Annotated in this window: 22 protein-coding genes; 15 read left to right on the forward strand and 7 right to left on the reverse strand. The window is 47.3% G+C overall.

Annotated features, from left to right (window positions below):
* Nucleotides 1-139: 139 nt before the first annotated feature.
* From AC1S8V_RS11690 to AC1S8V_RS11705, 4 genes are all read left to right on the forward strand, one after another.
* Nucleotides 140-1594 carry a nicotinate phosphoribosyltransferase gene (locus AC1S8V_RS11690; protein WP_482073712.1) on the forward strand — a complete coding sequence of 485 codons (1455 nt, stop codon included), beginning with the start codon at nt 140-142 and terminating at the stop codon, nt 1592-1594.
* Between the two features lie 331 nt (nt 1595-1925).
* On the forward strand, nt 1926-2579 hold the full coding sequence (locus AC1S8V_RS11695) for a hypothetical protein (RefSeq protein ID WP_482073713.1): 654 nt from the start codon (nt 1926-1928) through the stop codon (nt 2577-2579).
* A 108-nt stretch (nt 2580-2687) separates the two neighbouring features.
* A complete protein-coding gene (locus AC1S8V_RS11700) occupies nt 2688-3707 on the forward strand; it encodes an oxidoreductase (RefSeq protein WP_482073714.1) in 1020 nt (339 codons plus the stop codon).
* A 74-nt stretch (nt 3708-3781) separates the two neighbouring features.
* The gene (locus tag AC1S8V_RS11705) at nt 3782-4336 is read left to right on the forward strand and encodes a hypothetical protein (protein WP_482073715.1); all 555 of its coding nucleotides are present in this window, start codon (nt 3782-3784) and stop codon (nt 4334-4336) included.
* A 68-nt stretch (nt 4337-4404) separates the two neighbouring features.
* Here AC1S8V_RS11705 and AC1S8V_RS11710 read toward each other — a convergent pair whose 3' ends face one another.
* Nucleotides 4405-4923: a MogA/MoaB family molybdenum cofactor biosynthesis protein gene (locus AC1S8V_RS11710; RefSeq protein WP_482073716.1), complete on the reverse strand. Its 519-nt coding sequence runs from the start codon at nt 4921-4923 to the stop codon at nt 4405-4407.
* A 171-nt stretch (nt 4924-5094) separates the two neighbouring features.
* Between AC1S8V_RS11710 and AC1S8V_RS11715 the strand changes: the two genes are divergently transcribed.
* The 8 genes from AC1S8V_RS11715 (at nt 5095) to AC1S8V_RS11750 (ending at nt 11922) form a co-directional block, all read left to right on the forward strand.
* Nucleotides 5095-6213, forward strand: coding sequence for a CobW family GTP-binding protein (locus AC1S8V_RS11715; protein ID WP_482073717.1), 1119 nt, complete (start codon nt 5095-5097; stop codon nt 6211-6213).
* A 73-nt stretch (nt 6214-6286) separates the two neighbouring features.
* Entirely contained in the window at nt 6287-6622 is a 336-nt protein-coding gene (locus tag AC1S8V_RS11720; RefSeq protein ID WP_482073718.1) for a four-helix bundle copper-binding protein, read from the forward strand.
* A 122-nt stretch (nt 6623-6744) separates the two neighbouring features.
* Nucleotides 6745-6879 (forward strand): hypothetical protein, encoded by a 135-nt coding sequence (locus tag AC1S8V_RS11725; protein WP_482073719.1) that lies wholly within the window; start codon nt 6745-6747, stop codon nt 6877-6879.
* Between the two features lie 277 nt (nt 6880-7156).
* On the forward strand, nt 7157-8887 hold the full coding sequence (argS, locus tag AC1S8V_RS11730) for an arginine--tRNA ligase (protein WP_482073720.1): 1731 nt from the start codon (nt 7157-7159) through the stop codon (nt 8885-8887).
* Nucleotides 8888-8893: 6 nt separating this feature from the next.
* Nucleotides 8894-9910, forward strand: a complete 1017-nt coding sequence (locus AC1S8V_RS11735) for an ATP-binding cassette domain-containing protein (protein ID WP_482073721.1) — start codon at nt 8894-8896, stop codon at nt 9908-9910.
* A 34-nt stretch (nt 9911-9944) separates the two neighbouring features.
* Entirely contained in the window at nt 9945-10655 is a 711-nt protein-coding gene (locus AC1S8V_RS11740) for a hypothetical protein (protein ID WP_482073722.1), read from the forward strand.
* A 98-nt stretch (nt 10656-10753) separates the two neighbouring features.
* Complete coding sequence (locus AC1S8V_RS11745) at nt 10754-11299, forward strand: hypothetical protein (protein WP_482073723.1); 546 nt, start codon at nt 10754-10756, stop codon at nt 11297-11299.
* Nucleotides 11296-11922, forward strand: coding sequence for a YdcF family protein (locus AC1S8V_RS11750; protein ID WP_482073724.1), 627 nt, complete (start codon nt 11296-11298; stop codon nt 11920-11922). The genes AC1S8V_RS11745 and AC1S8V_RS11750 overlap by 4 nt, the downstream gene beginning before the upstream one ends.
* Before the next feature lie 172 nt (nt 11923-12094).
* On the opposite strand, the gene AC1S8V_RS11755 is transcribed toward AC1S8V_RS11750, so the two are convergent.
* Complete coding sequence (locus AC1S8V_RS11755; RefSeq protein WP_482073725.1) at nt 12095-14185, reverse strand: ABC transporter ATP-binding protein; 2091 nt, start codon at nt 14183-14185, stop codon at nt 12095-12097.
* A gap of 12 nt (nt 14186-14197) precedes the next feature.
* Nucleotides 14198-15943 carry an ABC transporter ATP-binding protein gene (locus AC1S8V_RS11760; protein WP_482073726.1) on the reverse strand — a complete coding sequence of 582 codons (1746 nt, stop codon included), beginning with the start codon at nt 15941-15943 and terminating at the stop codon, nt 14198-14200.
* 485 nt (nt 15944-16428) lie between these two features.
* On the opposite strand from AC1S8V_RS11760, the gene AC1S8V_RS11765 reads away from it, so the two are divergent.
* Both AC1S8V_RS11765 and AC1S8V_RS11770 read left to right on the forward strand, forming a co-directional pair.
* Entirely contained in the window at nt 16429-16725 is a 297-nt protein-coding gene (locus tag AC1S8V_RS11765) for a HesB/YadR/YfhF family protein (protein WP_036609218.1), read from the forward strand.
* A gap of 76 nt (nt 16726-16801) precedes the next feature.
* Entirely contained in the window at nt 16802-17251 is a 450-nt protein-coding gene (locus AC1S8V_RS11770) for an NUDIX domain-containing protein (protein ID WP_482073727.1), read from the forward strand.
* A 96-nt stretch (nt 17252-17347) separates the two neighbouring features.
* Here AC1S8V_RS11770 and AC1S8V_RS11775 read toward each other — a convergent pair whose 3' ends face one another.
* From AC1S8V_RS11775 to AC1S8V_RS11790, 4 genes are all read right to left on the reverse strand, one after another.
* Nucleotides 17348-17860, reverse strand: a complete 513-nt coding sequence (locus AC1S8V_RS11775) for a hypothetical protein (protein WP_036609214.1) — start codon at nt 17858-17860, stop codon at nt 17348-17350.
* 377 nt (nt 17861-18237) lie between these two features.
* Nucleotides 18238-18681 (reverse strand): DUF441 domain-containing protein, encoded by a 444-nt coding sequence (locus AC1S8V_RS11780; RefSeq protein ID WP_036609212.1) that lies wholly within the window; start codon nt 18679-18681, stop codon nt 18238-18240.
* 5 nt (nt 18682-18686) lie between these two features.
* A complete protein-coding gene (locus AC1S8V_RS11785) occupies nt 18687-19685 on the reverse strand; it encodes a YpdA family putative bacillithiol disulfide reductase (protein WP_482073728.1) in 999 nt (332 codons plus the stop codon).
* Between the two features lie 412 nt (nt 19686-20097).
* Nucleotides 20098-21396, reverse strand: a complete 1299-nt coding sequence (locus AC1S8V_RS11790) for an IS110 family RNA-guided transposase (protein WP_482069891.1) — start codon at nt 21394-21396, stop codon at nt 20098-20100.
* Between the two features lie 280 nt (nt 21397-21676).
* Between AC1S8V_RS11790 and AC1S8V_RS11795 the strand changes: the two genes are divergently transcribed.
* On the forward strand, nt 21677-22270 hold the full coding sequence (locus tag AC1S8V_RS11795; protein ID WP_145321353.1) for a DUF2087 domain-containing protein: 594 nt from the start codon (nt 21677-21679) through the stop codon (nt 22268-22270).
* Nucleotides 22271-22692 lie beyond the last annotated feature (422 nt).

Below are 22692 nucleotides of genomic sequence, written 5' to 3' on the forward strand. Positions count from 1 at the left end.
TGGTGTATAGAGTTTTTTTACGTGAGACTTGTTTGTTAATACGGATGAACAGAATCATGAAGAATAAGTCTCCATATGTTAACCCGTGTCCACAGATGAAATCTGGGGGCACGAGCGGAAGTCAGAGAGGATGAGACAAATGCAGACAACTAGCCTGGCTTTACATACGGATAAATATCAGATCAATATGATGTACGCCCATTGGGTGAATGGTACCCACAAGCGGAAGGCGGTATTTGAAGCCTATTTCCGTAAGCTTCCTTTTGGCAACGGATATGCGGTATTTGCCGGATTGGAACGGATTGTGAACTATATCAGCCAGCTTCGGTTTACGATGGACGACATCAAATTTTTATCCAAACAAGAGGAAAATTACGATCCGGTCTTTCTGGAAGAGTTGCTCCAGTTTTCATTTCAGGGGACGATTCATTCCATGAAGGAGGGTGCAATTGTTTTCCCTGACGAACCGCTCATTCGGGTAGAAGGTTCCATTATGGAGACACAATTGGTGGAGACGGCGATACTTAACTTCATGAATTATCAGACGTTGATTGCAACCAAGGCTTCGCGAATCAAACAGGTAGCACAGCAGGATACTTTGCTCGAATTTGGTACACGGCGTGCACAGGAAGCGGATGCTGCCATCTGGGGCGCACGTGCCTCGTATGTGGCAGGATTCCATGCAACGTCCAATATGCTGGCTGGAGAGCGCTTCGGGATTCCAACAGCAGGTACACATGCCCATTCCTGGGTGCAGAGCTTTATGAGCGAGCAGGAGGCGTTTGACGTGTATGCCAAAGTGTTGCCGGATCAGGTTACACTGCTGGTCGATACCTTTGACACGTTGAACAGTGGGGTACCTCACGCCATCAACACAGCCAAGAAGCTGGAGAGCCAAGGCAAAAAGATGAATGCGATTCGTCTGGATAGTGGTGATCTTGCGTACTTATCCATTCAGGCACGTCAGATGTTGGATGAGGCTGGCTTGGATTATGTGAAAATTGTAGCATCCAATGATTTGGATGAAAATACGATTTTCAACCTGAAGGCTCAGGGAGCTCGGATTGATACATGGGGTGTCGGCACACAGTTGATTACCGCTTCTGACCAGCCATCTTTGGGTGGAGTATACAAATTGGTGGAGCGTGAAGTGGACGGTGCCATGCTGCCTACGATCAAAATATCTGCCAATCCTGAAAAGGTGTCTACGCCAGGTAAAAAGGAAGTGTTCCGGATCATTGATCCGAAACATGGCAAAGCGATTGCAGATTATATCTGCTATCCAGATGAAGAGCAGCCGCTACAGGGCGGACCGCTCAAGCTGTTCAACCCGCTACACCCTTACCTGAAAAAGACCGTTACCCGCTACGAAGCGGTAAATATGCTGGAGCCGATCTTTGTGAACGGACGCAAAGTGTATGAACTGCCTAATTTGGATGAGATTCGGGCGTATCATCGGGAGCAGATGGACCTCTTCTGGCCTGAATACCAACGGAAGCTCAACCCGGAAATCTACCGTGTGAATATTAGCCCTGCGGCTTGGAATATGAAGCAGAAGCTCATTGCGGAACATGTGAAATCCACAGAAGAGTAATTCACACATAACCATAACAGAGAGGCATAACCAGTGAAGAATACTGGCTTATGCCTTTTTAATATGATCTGATGAGATAAACCAGGGATGTAAGAAATCTCATGGACAGACTGCCTAGGTAGCAGGCTATACTGGAATTTAGCTTGCTCAGTTTAAAGGGGAAATGCAGTAATTATTTCTCGGGTAAGCGCAGGAGATGCCAAATTCTGCATCTTTCGCAAATTTAAATTTGCTTCACCATATTAGGGCAGTTCCTTCAGTGCCGATGGAGTGTCCTAGTATTGTTTCAATACCATTATTGCAGGGGATGAAAGTAAGAGGAGGTGCAGACATGAGATGGATATTAGGACTGGTCTGGGTCGCTTCTATAGCCTATGCATTGTTGTTGGACATGGGGCAGTCACCTGGAAGTGACCCTATATTCAAAGAACTGATCACACTGCAAAGCAAAGAACCTTGGTTACTTACTGTATTTTCGTGGTTAGGTGTTTTCCCGGCAGTTTATGCCTGTATGCTGTTAAGAACATCTGCCAAAGAACGAAGTGGCCGTGTACCCGCTTGGCCTTTTGTTATACTTTCTTTCGGACTGGGTGCTTTTGCCCTGCTTCCCTATTATGCATGGTCATCATCCGCGTATAGATCTTCGGGCTACGCAAGCTTGCATTTTGGTCGTCAGCGGGAGTCGGGTATTGGACGGGTAGCAGCCCACAAGCTGACGCATGTAGTCCTTTTACTGTTGACACTGGGGACAGCATTCTATGCAGTGACGCAAGGTCATCCGGCTGTATATATGGAAGCGTTCAAGCAATCTTCCTTTGTACATATCATGACAATTGATTTTGTTCTGCTGACCTTACTTTCCATGATTGCGTTATACAGGGATGCTGTAGCAAGTCGACGTTCACCAGCTTGGGCAGCGGCAGGCATTATCCCCATTGTGGGCCCGCTAATCTATCTGTTGACGCTTAGGAGACACAGAGCTTGAGCATGAGTAATTAAGAAAGAATCAATAGGTAGCCGTTAAGCCTGAATGCGAACAATTCATGTGCTTAATGGAAAAAATATATAACGTTCGAAGAAGGAGTGGCTATCGATGAAAAACCATTTTAACGCATACGTTATCCGCAAAGGAGAGCAGGGCGGAGTGAAAGCTGCTATAGAGCAACTGAAGCAGGAAGATCTTCCAAATGGAGATGTAACGGTACAGGTGCAATATTCCAGTGTCAATTATAAAGACGGACTCGCGACCCTTGATAAGGGTGGTGTCGTTCGTGAATACCCGATGGTACCGGGAATTGATCTGGCCGGAACGGTAGAGGAGTCGGTAAGCGGACGTTTTGCACCAGGAGATCGGGTGATCAGTACAGGGTTTGAACCTGGCGTATCCCATTATGGAGGGTACAGCGAGTATGCTCGTCTGCGCAGTGAATGGCTGGTACCTCTGCCACCGGGTCTCAGTGAGAAAGAAGCCATGGCGATTGGAACCGCAGGATTTACGGCGGCACTTTCGGTAGATGCGCTGTTACAGGCTGGAGTGACACCGGAGATGGGCAAGATTCTGGTTACGGGTGCAACGGGTGGTGTTGGCAGTATGGCAGTTGCGATTCTGGCGAAGCTTGGCTTTGAAGTAACAGCCAGCACAGGCAAGAAGGAGCAGGAGGAGTCATTGCTTCGAAATTTGGGGGCCACAGAAGTTATTACTCGTGAAGAAGCTGATGCTCCAGCTAAAGGAGCCATGGGGAAACAGCTATGGGCGGGAGTTGTTGATCCAACAGGAGGCCCGGCACTCGCGGAGCGATTGAAACAGATTCAATACGGAGGTGCGGTAGCGGTATCCGGGTTAACCGGAGGCACGGCTTTTGAATCGACGGTACTTCCGTTTATTTTGCGTGGCATCCAGCTTATTGGTATAGACTCTGTATATTGTCCGATGGAACGTCGGGAACGATTGTGGAAACTGCTCGGCGGAGAATGGAAACCGGAGCGTGCGCTGGAACTGGGAATCCGGGAAATTTACTTGGATCAGTTGCCTCATACGCTGGAGACGATACTCCAAGGTGGTGCAGTAGGTCGTACGGTGGTCAAAACAATATCAGATCTGCCATCCGCATAAGATTCTAATTCCTTAGACATGCTAATTCTACCTGATTGGGTCACAGTACACGTGGCTGGAAAGGAAGGATTGGCATGTGGTTTGGTAGAAAAGGGCGAAGTCTGGTTGGAAGAACAATGAAGTCGGTACTTGTAAGTGGAGTGTTGATCACGAGTGTCTGGTCCCTGGTAGCTTGTTCGGCATCATCCATTGAGCAGGAGCGGAAGGTCTACACCCGCGAAGCGACAGATGAAGGAAATGTGCGGGCACAGAGTCAAGGACACGGATTAAACGGTGCATTGGCGAGTGAGATCAGTAAGAGTTTTGAAGCAAAAGGTATTCAGCTGATGAATAATATGTCTGCCGATGACGGCCATGGTGGGATCTCTTATATGTACTTGTTGAATGGAAGTGGCAGACACATCGTGAAAGTCCATATTTTCAGTGATGCGGCAGCACGCGTTGCTGGCATGAAACAAATGTACAGTGAGAATGGTGATGAGGCTGTCTTGGAGAATGCGCTTGGCCGGACAACGATTCGCAGCAAAGGATACGTCTCACTCGTTTATACAGCTTCCGGTGGGGAAAAGGACGAGTATGAACAGGACGTTATGCAGGTATTCCAACATGTATTGGAGCAACTGAGGTAAGTAGAGCGAGAGACCTTTTGTGCTTTACCGTACAGCTGAAAATAAACCCGAAAAACCCGTCTGATTCTTCAGACGGGTTTATATATTTCACGCATGACATGCCGCAGCTCAGGCAAAATGAGTTTTTCCATGGCCAATTTGACAGCTCCTTTGGAGCCCGGCATGGAGAACACGGCTGTACGCCCAATCGTTCCGGCGACGGCTCTGCTCAGGATGGCAGCGGAACCGATATCTTCGGTGTAACTGAGAAAACGGAAGATCTCACCAAAGCCCGGAAGTTCTTTGTCGAGCAGTGAAGACACCGCTTCGTAGGTTGTATCTCGGGATGCAATTCCTGTTCCACCGCTAAGCAACACGGCTTCGACATCATCACGAACGGCTGCATCTTGCAGGATGCTTCGAATGTTCTCTGTTTCATCTGGGGTAATGATGTATTCAACAATCTGATAACCAGCTTCATTCAGAAGCTGGTGCATGAGCTGGCCACTGGTGTCAGTGTCTTTGGTGCGTGTGTCCGACACCGTAACAATCATGCACGATACCGTGTCAGGGGCTTCCTGACGATGTTGTTCCACTGAATTAGTCATGAAACTTCCTCCTTCAATCAACATGTCCTCATAGCATAGACCATCCGTAAGAATCAGGCAATGTACTGGGGTAGAGTTGAACGTTATTGCACAACGAATGCGGGATGGTGTACACTCGCTAGATATAGATAGATCAGGTTACAAGAAGGACAATCAGAGAGGTGTATACGCATGAACGAAATCATTTTAAAAGAACAATCCATAGCTGTATATATACTGTCAGGCTTTTTGGGAAGTGGCAAAACAACACTGCTTGTTCAGTTGATCGAACATTGGCAACAGCAGGGTTTGCGTCCTGCAGTGGTGATGAATGAGTTAGGCGAAGTCAATCTGGATGGTCAGATTGTGGATTCCACCGTTCCGATGACGGAGATGTTAGGGGGTTGCATCTGTTGTACCGTACGTGGCGACTTGGGGTTGCAACTTGCTGAGCTCGTTCAGGAGGAATCACCGGATGTGATCATCATTGAAGCAACTGGTGCGGCGAACCCAATGGAGATTCTGGATGCAGTCACAGAGACTTCACTCTACATGCGATTGGAACTGAAAAGTCTCATTACCGTTGTGGATGCAGCACATCTATCGGGTCTGTATCAGGAGCAGAAGGGGCAGACCTTCAAACTGATGCAGGAGCAGATTCGCTGTGCGTCTGTGCTTCTCTTGAACAAAACGGATCGGGTGAATGCACCGGAACTGAAGGATCTGGAGCAGCTTTTGGCAAAATGGAATGGCTTCGCACCTGTAATTCCTACGGTTAAATGTGAGGTGGAGATGGATCTGTTGCTTCGCAGTGGGGCAGACGTGCACGTCCGTGATGCAGCTTCTGAAGCAGGAAAGCCATCTCACCAAGATCATCATGTTCATACGGAAGCCTGTGGCGCACATGGATGCAGTCATGGACATGAACATACACTTCATGCAGTCCAAGGCGATGCTACGAATACTGAGGCATCCCATAGCCATGTCCATGCCCACGCTCACGAGCATTCCGCTCCTCATGCATCACACGAACATGTCATGGTGTATACGCATTATTTCAGTCATCCGGTAAACAGCGAAGCATTTGAACAATTTGTATCTGCTTTGCCACGAGACGTATATCGAGCAAAAGGCATTTTATCGTTTAGTGACACGGCGAGCCGTTTCTGGTTCCAGTATGCCTACCGTGAATCGGACTACATGAAGATCACACCTCAGGGAGATGTCCCTAATGTTGCTGTGTTTATAGGTGAACATTTTGACCAAACTGTCATTCGTGACCAATTACTGGAATTGGAAGCGATAAAGTAGGCGAGATGATTCAATGTTCCTCCGTGCCGGGTATTAAAAAGCATAGCAAACTTTGCCTGGGAGGTAACTTTAAATGACACAACAACAGTATCAACAATGTATCGATGCTTGCCTGGAGTGCATGAATGCTTGCAACGTATGTTACATATCGAGTCTGAAAGAATATGATCTGGCGATGCTGCGTGATTGCATTCGTTTGAATCGGGAATGTGCGGAGATCTGCAGTTTTGCTGCACAAGCGATGACACGTGGAAGTGATTTCATTGCTGAAATATGCGAATTGTGTGTGAAAGCTTGTGAAGCTTGCGCCGTAGAGTGTGGCAAACACCACCATGATCACTGCCAAGCATGTGCACAGGCTTGCCGCAGATGTGCAGAAGCTTGCCGGTTGATGGCAGCAGTAGCGTAAATATTATTTCACTGGAATATATAATTAAAACCGATAATGACCGTTGTCCCCTAAGGGAAGGCAGTGAACACAGGCATCTGAGACGATGTGTCTATGTGTTGCCTTTCAGTAGGGGATTTTTAATGCAGGTTGCCAAGTCTGATCGTGGTATGTATAATGATGGCAATGAAGTGAAACGAAGAATATCAATGATCGGGAGAGTAGCCAGATCCATTCATGACAGCGAGCCGGGAGAGGTGGAAGCCGGTATGACATGACCTGAGTGAACCGCACCCGTAAGATGGTTATCCGAAAAGATGTACGTATCCCGATTGGGGATAGGCCATATCTGTCTGAGGGTAACCCGGCTTGCGACCGTTATACGCAACGAGCGGAACAGGTTCTACTGGTATGCATGTTGATGCATATTAAGAGTAGCTGTTCACCTAGAGTGGTACCGCGGGAACTGTTAAGTCAGCTCTCGTCTCTTATTTAGAGACGAGAGCTTTTTTGTGTTTATTTTCAGCCAATTATGAATTATAAGGAGTGTTCGACATGTTGATGAAGCAGGCTGCGGCCTATATTACCCGTTTAACGGGATTGAATGAAGAAGAGGTTCTAAGATTACTGGAAGTCCCACCACAGGCGGAGATGGGCGATGCAGCCTTCCCTTGTTTTGCATTGGCGAAGTCATTGAAGAAAGCACCGGCAGTCATTGCTACCGAGCTCGCAACGGGATTGCAGGCATCTGGAATTGAAGCAACTCCCGCCGGGCCGTATGTAAATATCCGTTTCAACCGGGAGGAGCTAGCACCGACTCTGCTTGGTGTACTGGGGGATACAGCTTTTGGTAAGCTTCAGCTCGGTCAAGGTTCGCGTGTTGTAATTGATATGTCTTCCCCTAACATCGCAAAACCCTTCGGAATTGGACATTTGCGTTCTACTGTAATTGGTGCAGCACTGTATCGGTTGTATAACGAAGCGGGTTATACCTCCGTAAGTGTGAATCATCTGGGAGACTGGGGAACCCAGTTTGGCAAGCAGATCGCAGCGTATAAACGGTGGGGCAATGATGAAGCGTTGCAGGCAGACCCGATCCGTACGTCACTGGAACTGTATGTGCGTTTCCACGATGAGGCGGAGAACGATCCTTCACTGGAGATTGAGGCACGCGAGTGGTTCCGCAAACTGGAGCAGGGAGATGATGAAGCACAGCGGTTATGGGCGTTCTTTGTGGAAGTGAGCATGAAGGAATTCAACCGGATGTATGAACGTCTGAACGTACAGTTCGACCATACGCTGGGGGAGAGTTTTTACAATGACAAGATGGGTGCGGTGGTTGAAGAACTCAAGGCAAAAGGTTTGCTTGAAGAGAGTGATGGAGCACTCGTGGTACGGCTGGAGGATGAGAACATGCCCCCGTGTCTGATTATCAAAAAAGACGGAACAACGATCTACCCTACACGGGATCTAGCCACAGCAGTTTATCGTCATGAGGTGATGAAGGCAGATCGGTTGTTATACGTGGTCGGAGGCGAGCAGAAGCTACATTTCCGGCAGGTATTTGCGGTCCTATCCCGGATGGGGCAGGAATGGTCTGCAAAGTGTGAACATATCCCGTTTGGATTAATGCGTTTTGAGGGACGGAAAATGTCTACACGCCGCGGTAAAGTCGTCTTCTTGCAGGAAGTGTTGGATGAGGCAGTCGCTCGTGCTTTGCAGATTATTCAGGAGAAAAACCCGAATCTGGAAAACCCTCAGAAGGTGGCCGAGGCTGTTGGTGTAGGTGCCATTATCTTCGGTGATCTGCGTAATAATCGGTTAAACGATGTAGACTTCTCCCTGGAGGATGCGGTGAGTTTTGAAGGGGAGACCGGACCCTATGTGCAATATACTCATGCCCGGATTCAAAGTGTGCTTGCCAAGGCAGAAGAGGCGATCCGTGTGGAAAATGAAACCCAACTGACTAACCCCAGCCTTGCGGATGGTGAGAATGACACAGTAACCACTTCATCCATTATCGGAGATACCGCTTGGTCGTTACTGAAACTGCTCGGTGAATATCCCGAGTTTCTGGAAAAAGCAATTCATCGGAATGAGCCTTCGGTCATTGCCAAATATACAATAGATGTTGCCCAAGCATTCAACCGCTTCTATCACGCCGAGCGGATTGCGGATGCACCCTCTGATGTAAGATCCTTCAGAGTTGCATTGGCTGAACGTACTGCTGAACGACTCGCGCACAGTCTGTATTTACTTGGTGTGCAGGCTCCAGAGCGGATGTGATCCCAGGTGATATGGAGTACACGTGGAATTTTCAAGAAATCTGAACAAGCTGCACCAGACTCTTCAGGTCGAGGTATGTTGCTTCAACAAGTGAGCAAACGATTAGGGAGTACTCAGGTGCTGAATCAAATTAATCTGGAAGTGAAACAGGGCGAATGTGCTGTGCTTATTGGCAGAAACGGCTCTGGCAAAAGCACGTTGCTACGTATGTTGGCGGGTATTTTGTTACCTGATACAGGATCGATTCAGTGCACAATGCGGGATTCTGAGAGGTATGCAGTAGATGGCCTGCCACGTTTACCTTTCACCTCAAGAGAGTACTTGTGGGACATGGGACGGATTCGGGGCATTCGCCCCGAAATACTGCGTGGGCGGATTAGAGAACTTAGTGAACTTTTATATCTGGATACCGCGATTGATCAGAAGTTGCCCTTATTATCCAAGGGCACCCTTCAAAAAGTGAACTTGATTCAAGCTCTATTACCTGGACCAGGTGGTCTTTTACTGCTGGATGAACCGCTGTCAGGCTTGGATATTCCAGCTCAAGAGGCGATAGTATCCTTATTGGGGCAATGGAAGGTTGAAGGGACATCCATCGTTACAGCTTGCCATGAGCCATTGCTAATTGAACGTTTGGCAGACCAGGTGATTGTGCTAAAAAAAGGTAGCGTGCTTCGATACTGGAGTCGTGAGGATTTATTACAAGTTGGCGAACCCGTTGTACATATTCAAAGTTTGGCGGAAGCTGGGGAGGATCTCGCTAACGATCCATCCATTTTACAACAACCGGGGGTACTGTCTTTAGTTCGTAATACGAACTCGGGGAACTCAAAATCTTGGTTATGGGATTGGAAAGTAGTTCAACAATCAGCAGATGATGTCCTTAGAATGATTCTAGCATCAGGCGGTTCAGTTGTGTCTGTACAACAGGAGGAAAGTCAATTACATATGGAAAATTTGCTGGAAGGACAACATCCAGCTGCACATTCGAGTCATGGAGACGTCACAGAATCTGTGACTTAGGCTTTTCTATGGACGCTAAGGGGAGAAAGGTTCAATGATGCATCTAACCCGATATTTGTTAAGGCATCACATTCGATCACAGAAATATTTTGCACCGGTTATCTTTTATATCATCACTATGCTGCTGATCTATTCCTACAAACCCAACCCTATTGCGGACAGTTACAGTGTCACGGCTATGCTGTTATTTCTGGCAGCTGCCTGGCTCGGAGTAATGGTGATGAATACCGAACCTGCAAAGCAGGTTCAATTACTCGTCCTTCATGCAGGAAGCAGGCGTAAGGTTGTAACAAGCCAATTCATCTGTGCCTGGATAATGCAATTCATGCTCACCGCAATCACTGTGCTGTATCCCGTGTTCGCGGGAATGTTTGAAAGACTGCCCACAGGTGAGGAGTGGATGATGACTTGGTTAGGACATCTGGGGTTATCGCTGCTGGGATTGGGCATCAGTGTATTCTTTCAAAAATCGTACATTCCTTTGCTTAGTCGCAGTATGCCGGCCCTCATTATTGTATTATTACTATCGTTTATTCAAGGTTCCTTAAGTGAACGTTTGCCTGAATCATTAGAAGGGCTTGGCCGCATTCTGCCACCTGCCTTTTATGTGGTTCGTGAGATGATGTTATTTGATGAATCAAAGATGGGCTCTTTCGTTTCGGTTACGCTGTGGACTGTGCTCTATGCAACGGGGTTACTAATTATCCATGTGTGGCTGTCCGGAAGAAGAGATCTGCGGAGTTAGAAGCAGCGCTTCCCGATAACTTGAATGTTGCTCTTGGTTTGGTTAGGATAGAGGGACATGAATGGATAACATTGTACGGTTGAAGGGGGCGCTCGCATATGCAAAATACAGACATCCAGAATGGTGACATGCTGGACAGCGAACACTCCAGGGAATTGTTTGCCTATTACGGATTGGCAGTGTACTACGGGCAGGCGCTTGAACAGCAGCTGGTCAATCTGATTTTATTAATGAAATTGTCTCAGGGTAAGGCTGTGTCTGAAGAGGATCTGGAAGATCTGTACGAACGAAAAATGAGCAGTTCACTAGGGCAACTCATTCACGAAGTGCGCCATCATTTTACATTCTCTGAGGAAGAGACTCGCCAATTGAATGAATTATGGCAGCAACGTAACCGTATCGTACATCATTATTTCAAAGAACGAATTCATGAGACATTTAGTCTGGAAGGACGCTCACGCATGATTAGGGAATTGGAGGATTTCAAAGACCGTGCACAGGAGCTGGAGATCCGTCTTCAGCAATATACGGGTGCCTGGATTGCAGAGCTTGGTCTGGATGCCGAATCCGCAGCAGCTCTGCAAACGCTGGAGCGTATGCATACCGAGAGTATGCAAGCAAGGGCTTTGGAAGAGGATGAATGACAAGCAAACGGATAACGAAACGCTGGATATTAATTATGGTTCTGGCTGTAGTATTGGTTGGAATCCTATGGACTGTGGTTACGGCAATACGTATATCGGCATATACGGATGAGGATTCATCCAGGATATCAGACGCAGCAATCATTCTGGGTGCAGCCGTGGAGGGGGATAACCCTTCACCTGTATTTCGTGAACGTATCGAACACGGGATTGAATTATACCGTCAAGGTACAGTTCGTAATTTGCTTTTCACAGGTGGATCAAGTGGTGATGGAGAACATACGGAAGCTGAAGTTGGTCAGAAGTATGCCATCGCACATGGAGTAGATCCTGCGGACATTCGCATAGAGACCAAATCCAGAATTACCGAGGAGAATCTGGTCAATTCAATTCCAATTGGTGAACAGGCCGGTTATCAAACCTATACGATTGTGAGTGATCCGTTACATATGAAACGGGCCATGAAGCTGGCTGCCGGACTGGGTATGGATGCCGTATCATCTCCGACACCAACAACGGCTTATCGAACCTGGCGCAGCAAGTTTCCTTTTCTCGCAAGGGAGACCGTGATGTACATGGGATATACGATCAAAGGATGGATAGACAATCCGCAGCAGCCATGAGGTTGCACGCGGATTGTTTTTTTGTCTGGACGAAATAAACAGTAACGGAACATGCCTCCAGATGAAAATACAAAAAAACGATCTACACCGCAAACCCTGAGGTAGCTGTGTAGATCGTTTTTTGTGTTGCCGTCGAGTATTGGTTACTTAAAGAGCTTTCTGTTTTACTCTGTTATGCATTGCCTCCGGCAAAGGAGGTTGAGGTTGGAACGGAATTACCTGACGGATTCTCGAGAGTTGCGACCGCTGCTGCTTGCGCACCTTGCTGAAGCTGATACATCTTATAATAGCGCCCTTTAAGCTCCATCAGTTCATCATACGCACCTTGCTCTACGATACGACCGCGATGCAGAACCAGAATCTGATCTGCCGAACGAATGGTGGACAGACGGTGAGCGATGATGAAGGTAGTACGTCCTTTTTTGAGGACTTCGAGTGCGTTCTGAATCAGAGCTTCCGTTTCCGTATCAATATTGGCAGTCGCTTCATCCAGAATAAGGATGGCTGGATCAAACGCCAGTGCACGAGCAAAGGAGATCAACTGACGCTGTCCAGCAGACAATGTGCTTCCTTTTTCGATGACAGGTTCGTCAAAGCCTTGAGGCAAATGAGCCAGTATGCGCTGGGCGCCTACATCACGCAGCGCCTGTTCAATTCGTTCACGGGAGATCTTCTCATCGCCAAGACTGACGTTGGAAGCAATGGTGCCTGTGAACAGATACGGGTCCTGCAATACAATCCCCATATGCTCGCGAATCCACTGTTTAGGCAGATCCTTGACGTTCTGACCGTCGATCGTGATCTTGCCTTTTTGCGGATCATAGAACCGGAACAGCAGGTTGATGATTGAGCTTTTACCCGAACCGGTGTGACCGACCAGCGCCACCGTCTGACCTTGGGATGCTTTAAACGAGATATTGTTAAGCACGTAATCCTTTTTATAAGCAAAAGATACATCGTCAAATACGACATTCCCCTTGTACCTTGGCATGGAGCCATCGGTTACAGGTTCTCCCTTTTCATCCATCAGCTCAAAGACGCGTCCAGCGGATACGAGGGAGGAGTCCAGGTTGGCGAGCTGATTCACCATGCCGGTGATCGGCTGGAACAAGCGGCCCAGAACATCGACGAAGGCATATAAAACACCAAGTGAAATAATACTTGTGCCATCCAGCACGCTTGAACCGAAGTACCACAGGACAACGGCAAAAGCGATATTCCGTAATACGTTAACCAGGTTGTGTGAGGTGAAGGCATTCAGATTCAGCATTTTGTTCTGGTGCTTCATATAGTCATCATTCAGATCTTCGAATTCCTGTTTGGTTTGTTTCTGATGGCGGAATACGCGGATAATGGACATCCCCTGAATGGACTCGTTAATGATTGCATTGATCTCACTCAGTCGTGATCGAATGATCGTGTTGTAACGAGTGGCGAATTTGCGATAGAGCACAATCCATGTAATGAGCATCGGCACAACGAATAACGAGATCAGTCCAAGGCGAACATCAAGCAGGAAGAGTGCGACATACACACCTGTAATCGTGATGATTCCTGAGAAAAAGTTCGAAAGAACGGCAACGAACAGATCCTTGACGGCTTCTGTATCGTTTGTGACCCGAGATACAACTTTACCTGCGGGCAGGTTATCAAAAAAGTGCACCGGCAGTCGCTGAATATGGGCATACACATCGTTACGCAGTCTTTGAATGACCTTGTTGGCCGAGGACTGCAGCCAGAATGTTTTACCAAACTCCATAATGACCGAGATCACGAGGAAGATCATGTAATACACAATTAATTGATAGATGCTGGGCATCTCCGGTTTGTAAAAAGCAAACAGTTCACCTGCGGACAGGGGGGTTGCCGCATATTGGCCTGTCACTTCACCTGCACGTGTAACCGTGAGGGTTCCATCCGCATATGTGCGGTCCCCGTCAGGTGCGCTTACCGGTTCGTTTACAAAATAAAAACTTCTGCCGGCTTGTAATACCCGCACTTCGGAACCTTTGTTTTCACCCGGTTCGAACAAACCTTCGCGTTTGTAGTTCTTACCGTTGTAGACTGCGGCTTCATCTGAAGCTGTCGTCTCATAGAAAGGCTGCTCAATCGCGAGCAAGTGATTGTCGATCATGGATTTGGCGATGAATGGCCCGGCAAGCTCGGCCGCAACACCAATGGTAAGCATAATTAATGCAGCGATAAATGTTCCTTTGGCTTTCAAGGCGTAATCAAGCAGCCTTTTGCCTGTATTAGACTTCAATGAATTGACCTCCTACGTGGACAGATTGGACTCGACCTGTTGCCGTTCATACTGTTCACGGTACCAGCCGTTCATGGCTAACAGTTCCTGGTGAGTGCCTTCTTCCGTAATTTTCCCGTGCTCCAGTACGATGATTCGGTCAGCATGTTCGATAGCGGACAAGCGATGTGTTGAGATCAGCGTGGTTTTTCCCGAGCGTTTGTTGCGTATATTTTCAATAATTTTGGCTTCAGTACGTGCATCGACAGCAGATAAGGCATCATCGAGGATCAGAATATCAGGACTCGCGATAAAGGCACGCGCCAGCGATACCCGTTGTTTCTGTCCACCGGACAGAGAGATTCCTTTTTCACCAACGAGTGTATCGAGTCCATCGGACAAGGTTCCCAGATCCCCGTCAAACGCGGCGGTACGAATGGCTTCCATGATGACTTCATCACTGGCACCAGGTTTACCAAATTGAATGTTCTGACGAACTGATTTGGAGAACAGAACTTGTTCCTGTGGTACGTACCCGATCCAGCTGTGCAAGTCATCTTTGGCGATATCCTGAATCGGATGCCCCGAGATGCTTAATGTGCCTGAACCGACAGGGTATTCATGAAGCAGTTGTTTGAGCAAAGTAGACTTACCGCTACCCGTACGACCCACAACACCCAATGTTTGACCCCGTCGCAGCGAAAAGCTGATATGACTGAGATTGTCGACAGTGGAGCTGGGATAACGGAATGTAACATTCTGCATCGCAATTTCTTCCGGATTCGTAACGTGAGCAGGTTGCTCCACATCTTGTACAGCAGGTTCTACCGATAAAGTCTCGTTGACCCGATCTAGTGAGGCGCTACCACGCTGCATCAGGTTAATCAATTCGCCGATGGCAAACATTGGCCAGATCATCATCCCCAGGTACATATTGAACGATACGAGATCTCCCAGGGTAATTTCATTATGAAATACAAGATAAATACCGTAGGCAAGTGCAATTACATAACTGAGTCCAACGAAGAGGCGGATGGTGGGTTCGAATAGGGCATCCATTCTGGCAACAGCCAGGTTTTTACGATACACATCTTCGGTCACGTCGGCGAACCGTTTCTCGTCCAGACGTTCCTGCACATAGGCACGTACGACACGGATACCGGCGATGGATTCCAGCACCTGGTCATTCATATCTCCGAATGCATCCTGTGCCAGGGTGTAACGTTGATGTACAGCTTTACCATAGATCATCATGGCAATGGCGATAAAAGGTAATGGCAGGATTGCCGCCAGGGTCAGTTTCCAGCTGACGAGAAAACCCATGGCGAATAATACGGTGGCCAGAAAGGCCGTAGAGTCTGTTAAGGTCAGCATGCCGAAGCCTGCGGTTGTAGCAATGGAACGAAGATCATTGGTGGCCCGAGCCATCAGATCTCCTGTTCTGTTTTTCTCAAAAAAGGGAGGAGTCATCCGTAACAAGTGGTCCATAAAACGTGAACGAAGCAGCCGTTCCACCAGGTTGGCACCACCGAACAGTTTGTGCATCCAAACGTATGTAACCAGATAGATAATGATGACCGTTCCCAGAATAAGCAAGATATAACGGGTAAGTGAGGTGCCTGTAATGGAACCGCGCACAATCTCGTCGATGGCATTGCCAAGAAGACGGGGAGGCAGCAGTTCGGCAATGCCCACCAGAATAAGCAAGATGACACCGGTCAGGTATCGTTTGCGTTCCAGCCGGAAGAACCAGGCCAGGTTTTTAAGTACAGAGAACAAGTGTTATCCCTTCCTTTCGATGTCCGTGAAATGCAGATTCCGTTCATGTATGCCGAAATGTACCCACAAAAAAAGACATACCGCACGCAGGCGGTATGTCTTCATATAATCATACGGCAGCATGGCTCCGAGAACAGAGCCGCCACCATATATAAGTTCGATTGTGAGTAAACATCACAGAGGTTTTAATGAAAGATCGCCTGTAATGCCGACTTATGAACGGAATACTGATTTCGGGTGTGCTCCGGTATTTAGTTGTGTGCTGAATTGACCTATCATATGTTTGTTAAACACCGTAATCACCCTTTCTTTTTTTGGAAATAAAACCAATGTAGACCTCGTATGTTTGCATCTTAACACCAGCTTTTACAATCTGTCAAACATTTTTCACAACTTAATTTGTCTTCATATGCTCTCTCGGGTTTGTATTCAAGTCCCTGTCGAGATATGATGGAACATATATATACAGAAGGAGCTGACACCAAATGAGTACCATACATGTATCCGATCAAGCTGCTCGCTGGTACAAGGAAGAACTGAATTTGAACGAGGGAGACAGCATCCGATTTTTTGCCCGTTATAGCTCTGGCGGAGGTCTTCATCCTGGATTTTCGCTCGGCATTGCAGTGGAAAAACCAAGACATCCTGCGGATCAAACCGAAGTGTCAGGTATCCAATTCTTTATGGAAGATCACGATTATTGGTATCTGAAAGGGCACCAACTGCATGTGGATATCGTTGATGAAGGTCAGGATATCGAGTATCGTTATACCGAAGTTTAATCTTTGAAGTATTCTGTTAAGCAATAGATGAATCACAGGTCGCCACCGGCTTCCGAGTAGGAGGAGGGGATAAGCAGTGAATCTGCCAGCCCGAGATTTGGCCCAGTATATCGCAAAACGCTCTCATATTGTTGTAAAAGCGGCGGTGCGGGCTGAGAACGAACAAGGTGAATTGCTGCTGATTCAGCACGCTGAACATGGTCATTGGCGGTTGCCAGCCGGTGAGATGCGGCCGGGTGAGGCGATTGAAGATGCCGCACATCGGGAGTTATGGGAAGAGACAGGTTGGACTGCTGATACCATGACACTGGAGGGTCTGTATTCGGGGCCTGATCTTCGGTATTTGCATTCAAGCGGAGATGAAGAGTATTATGTCATCGCCTTGTTTCGGACAGTGATCATTCAGGATGATTTTGTGGAGTCGCGTGTAAATAGTGATGCGGGTCTGAAGTTTTTTGCGCTGAAGTCGTTACCACCTCTGAATGAGATTAGCCGAATTCTGTTAGCGCAGGATATTGCGGAATAAAATAAGTGTTGACGCAAAAAATGACCTTGGAATCCACGATAAAGTGGGTGACAAGGTCATTTTTTTATAATCCGATTCACGTGCTCAGAGCATGAATTACACCTGATCCAGTGGTTCATCATCCATCGCAAAATCAAAATCATCAATATCAAATACCTGTACAGGTGATTCGGACTCAATTATGCGTGCGATCAGTTCAACCTGATCGGTGAGAATCGGTATACTCAGGCGCTGAGATGTCAGCAGCAGTTCTGTTTCAATGGGATCGAAATACTCCCCGTACTGTGCCGTATCTATTGCATTGATAATGGCAATGGATACTTGGTCACCAAATAAAATGGAAGGGCTTTTGGCCCACGGAACAAGTAACGCACGCTCTATTTTTTTCTTATTCAGCGGTTCCTCGAAATAAGAAATCATTTCATTGATTTTGGACTTCACATGCTGGTCATCTGCCGGGTTATCCATCATGGGATCAGGACTGGTCTGGAATTCATATAGCTCAAGGATGGTGGTATAAGGAACAATATATTCAACAGGCGCGGGCGGCGCGAGCAATTGACCGTAAATGGCCACCATCACGGCTTCTGTAATAAACTGACGTGACATGGTTCCTTAATCCTCCTGCGCCATTAATAGTTGCAAAGTGAATCTATAATTTCATGCAACAGCATAACCATAATAGTACGTGTTCAAATAGGACGGTTTTCAGTACCGAGAAGATGGGATGAAGCTAGAAATGGAGTAGCGGAGCGTAGGGAAAACTACGTGAGCAACGGACATTTCGGCTGAATACCATATTCGATGCTGATGATGCCTCTAGGCATCCTTCGTAATCAAAAGCGGATTTTTTGAACAACCTCTAATATGGATTATTCTGCTGTAGACTCGTGTACATAATTTGCATGAATAGAAGTATATCACACAACGGTGGGAAATACAGCCAATCTGCATAGCATGTCAGGTCACGACCTTCACAACTTGAATCAGGATTTGCCCAGTAGCAATGATAAAATTCCCGCCGCAATCAATGGCCCGACAGGTACACCCTTGAACAAGGCAACGCCAAGTACCGTTCCGATTAACAGCCCTGCAACGACAGTTGGCTGTGTACCCATCAGCGTAGCGCCACGTCCTCCGAGATATGCCACCAGTAATCCTACGCCAATGGCGAGCAGTGATTTCCAGTGCAGGAAAGACTCGCCGATCGTCTGCAGACTCATCTTGCCACTGGCAAGAGGTGCCATTACGCCAATGGTCAGAATGATAATGCCCAGTGTAAGTCCGTATTTTTCAAGCCATGGAAATGCCTGATTCAGGTTCAGGACGCGTAGCAACAACAGAAATACCATCGCTACGGTAACAGGTGTGTTGCTGCTAATAATCCCAAGGGCCGCAAACACGAGCAACAGCAGGGAAGTCATGTCCATGGTTTTCATTTCCCTTCAGTCTGACCGCGTTGTTTGCTAACGATATGTTCCGCAATGTACCGTCCATGCCAGCGTCCGGATTCAATAAAGACTTCATTGGCATTACGCCCCGAAGCAATGACTCCACCTACATATACACCAGGTACGCTGCTTTCCATCGTTTGTGCGTCATATAGAGGTTTATCCATATCATCAGACATCTCCACACCTACCGACGTGAGTAGTTGACGATCTGGACGGAAACCGGTCATTGCCAGTACAAAGTCATTATCCAGTTCACGAGTGGAGCCATCCGTGTGTATCAGACGAATCGAATCATCCAATATTTCATTCACGCGTGATTCCAGGTGCAGTGTGATACGGCCTTTCGTCACCATGCTCTCGAATAGCGGACGTACCCACGGTTTAATATGTTCGGACAGACCACTGCCGCGATAAACCATATCGATATGTGCTCCGACACGAACCAGTTCCATAGCCGCGTCCACGGCTGAGTTGCTTCCGCCAATAATGGCGACACGTGTGCGCGTATAAGGGTGGGCTTCCCGGAAGTAGTGGGTTACTTTATCTTTGTCTTCTCCAGGGATGCCCAGATAGTTAGGATGATCAAAATAACCGGTAGCTACAACTACATTGCGTCCAACATGTACGATGGCCTCCCCGCGTCGATTGAGCGTATGTACCTCAAACGTGCCATCATCCTTGCGTTTAATTTCACGGGCTTCCTCATAGTTATGAACACGCAGGCCAAAATGTTCGGCTACCCTGCGATAATAGGCGAGTGCTTCATAACGAAACGGTTTATCATTTGGTGTGCTGAACGGAACGTTTCCGATCTCAAGCAGCTCGGCTGTGCTGAAAAACTGCATATGGGTTGGATACAGATAAATAGATTGGACGATATTGTATTTCTCAACAATCACAGCGGACAGTCCCAGCCGCTCGCATTCAATGGCAGCAGACAGACCACATGGGCCTCCGCCGATAATAATGACATCTTCCATGTTCTTAATCCTCCCACTATAAAGTAATGTTTTCGCCTGTTTTCTCGTCCATTCGTAGATTTACAACTTCGACATCTTGGCTTGATGGAGGAATATTGGTTCAGAACCAGATTTTGCTGTAATGACCGGTGACGGGAACAGAGCTTGGACTCCATTTTTTATCCAAACTGTGGTCATGCTTATGATCGCACAGTGGATCTCCACATCTCCCTCGGGGTTCACCCTCCCATGTCACGCGGGGTCATTGCCCTTACATTCCTTCGTTCTACCTGCCAAGGGGTGGAGGCCGATTCTTGCTCCTAAACGGGGTCGTTGCCCTTATGGAATGGTATTCTTCGGCTTCTCCGGTGCTTCAATTGTCTCGTTATACATCTGTGAACGAGTCGAGATTTCAGGCTATTGATTCTTTGAACTAAGCTGCAATCTGTTGTAACTGCGCTTGTCGTACAGGACCAAGAACTTCGTTTGCGTTGTACTCTATTTCCTTCGTCCCCAGCGTGTGCAGGACGCGTATCAGTTTGCCGCAGAGCGCGATTAGCGACTGTTTTTTCTTCAGCGGATTTTGACTTCGTGTTGTGAAATACTTGTGAAGGGCCTTGAACTCCTCATTCTTAGCTACCATTGGCATGACGCAACGGAACAATAGGGCTCTTAGTCGAGATCGTCCACGCTTGGTAATGCCAGTTTTACCCTTACGCTTACCAGAACTATTTTCTTTTAGATTCAAGCCCGCCAACCGGATGATTTGTTGCCCGTGGTCGTAATGACTCAGATCGCCAACCTCAGCCAGAAATCCTGCAACGGTAACCGCGCCAACGCCTGGGATACTTAACATCTGCGTCGTTCCCGGTATCTCACTCAAGATGTCCATGACCTGTTTCATGGTCGTTTCCACCTGTTTAGAGAAAAGCTCATACTGGTCGAGCAAGCTCAGAAGCTCCAGTCTCGCAGCTCGTAACCCTTCGGTAAGCCCGATGGATATCCCGGCTGTCGCAAAGAGCTTTTCCGCTCTCTTAATACCGACTCCACGCTTCACTTCCGTTTTCCAGTGTGCGAGAACGCCTCTGGCGCCTGTAGAGACGATCTCTTCCGGTGTCGGAAACTGGCGTATTGTCATCAAGGAAGTTTTGCCTTCCCAATCTTTAAACACGCTCAAATACTCTGGAAAATAGCGGTCGAACCAGTTATGCACACGCGCCTTGACTTGGTTTAAACTCACCATAACCTTCTCACGGAAATTCATGAGGATGCGTAGTTCGGCATATTCCATCGCCGGCAATTTGGGCTCCGAGTACTTCCCGTTTCGAATGAGATCTGCAATGACTTTGGCATCCTTATAGTCACTCTTCGTCGGCGAGTTATCCTCAAGTTCCTTGCTCTTGTTTACGTGATGCGGGTTCACAATGACGATCTTGATATCTCGAGCTTCCAGAAAAGCGGCTAGCGGAAACCAGTAGTGCCCGGTAGGCTCGATTCCGAAAACAATGTCCGTTTTCAGATGAACCTCCTGAAGTTCTTTCATCCATGTTACTAGCCTAGTTAACCCTTCCTGATCGTTGTAGAACACGCAGTCTTTTCCTAATTCAATGCCACGGAAATCTACCGCTCTAGCTACGTGAATCTTTTTGGCAATGTCTGCTCCAATGACTAGCGTATCTTCTGTAATTCGCGTAATACGTTGATTCTGTTTCTGTTTCATCTTATACTTCATTTGTGCGCCTCTTTTCGTATGTGGGTATTGTTCTTTGGTCGGAACAACGATTCCCAGTATACTAAAGGCGCATTTTTCATTCAAAGCTCAAATTACTTCATTACAGGAATGGCTCCTTATTTCAAGCAATATAATCCTACCGTAAATAACGGGCCAATGCCAGTTCAAGCGTGAGTTTAACTCAGACGGGCTTACTTGAACCCAAAGGAGTTGACGTGCAGAGAAGAAAAGACTAATATCAAATTAGATATTTATCTAAATGAAAGCGAGATGAACAATGATGCAGCTGGAGAAAATTGTGGCTTATCATAAAGCGTTGGCTGACCCGACCCGGCTCCGCATGCTGCTGTTGTTGGCCCAGGGTGAGCTGCATGGGCAGGCACTTGCCGAGCGGCTAAATCTGTCACAACCAACCGTTACACATCATGCATCCAAGCTTAGAGAGGCAGCGTTGATCAAGGAAAGACGGGAGAAAAATACAGTGTATTTCACACTCAATCCTTCGTTTATCCACGAAAATGCACAGGCTTCGGTTGATTTTATCTTCAAGCGAGAGGAGGTAACGGATATGAGTGATGTGAACGAAACGTTGAAAGCATCGGTTATGAGAAATTTTTTCTCCAAAGATGGACGATTGCGTCAGATTCCAGCTCAATACAAGAAGAAGCTGATTGTACTTGGGCATCTGGTGGAGCAGCTTGAATTCGGTCGGAAGTACACGGAGAAAGAAATCAACACATTTATACAGCAGTATCATGAGGATTTTGCGACCATTCGGCGGGAATTTATCATGCATCAGTTCATGTATCGGGAAGAGGAGATCTATGAACTGAATCCGAAGGAAATGTGGACACGTTGGGATCAGGTCAAATAGAATAGACGGGTAAAAATAGTTTCGGGCTTGACAACTGCAAAGCGTAGTGTGTAACATAATGGATAATTCTACAAGGGAGGCGATTGTTTATGACAAACTTAAATGCAGTATACGTTAATTTGAATATGAACAGCGTCTCCGGAACGGATCAAAGCATGTAATTTTGCGTTAGCTGGATAGCAGTATCCATTGTAACGTGAAGTATCGTAACATGCTCAGATGAAGCCACGGGTGACGCACCCGTGGCTTTTTTGTTTGCCGAAAAAGGGTGTTCCTGAATTGCTTATAGCGGGTTGTTAAGTATTCTATCCGGTATATCTACGAAAAGGGACGATCCTTGGTTCGGCTAACTATTTATTGCCGCGGGTGTATTTCTGCTCGTGGTTTTTTTGTTTTGATCTGAACCGGAGATGATTGTTCAC

The organism is Paenibacillus sp. B46(2026) (assembly GCF_056786355.1).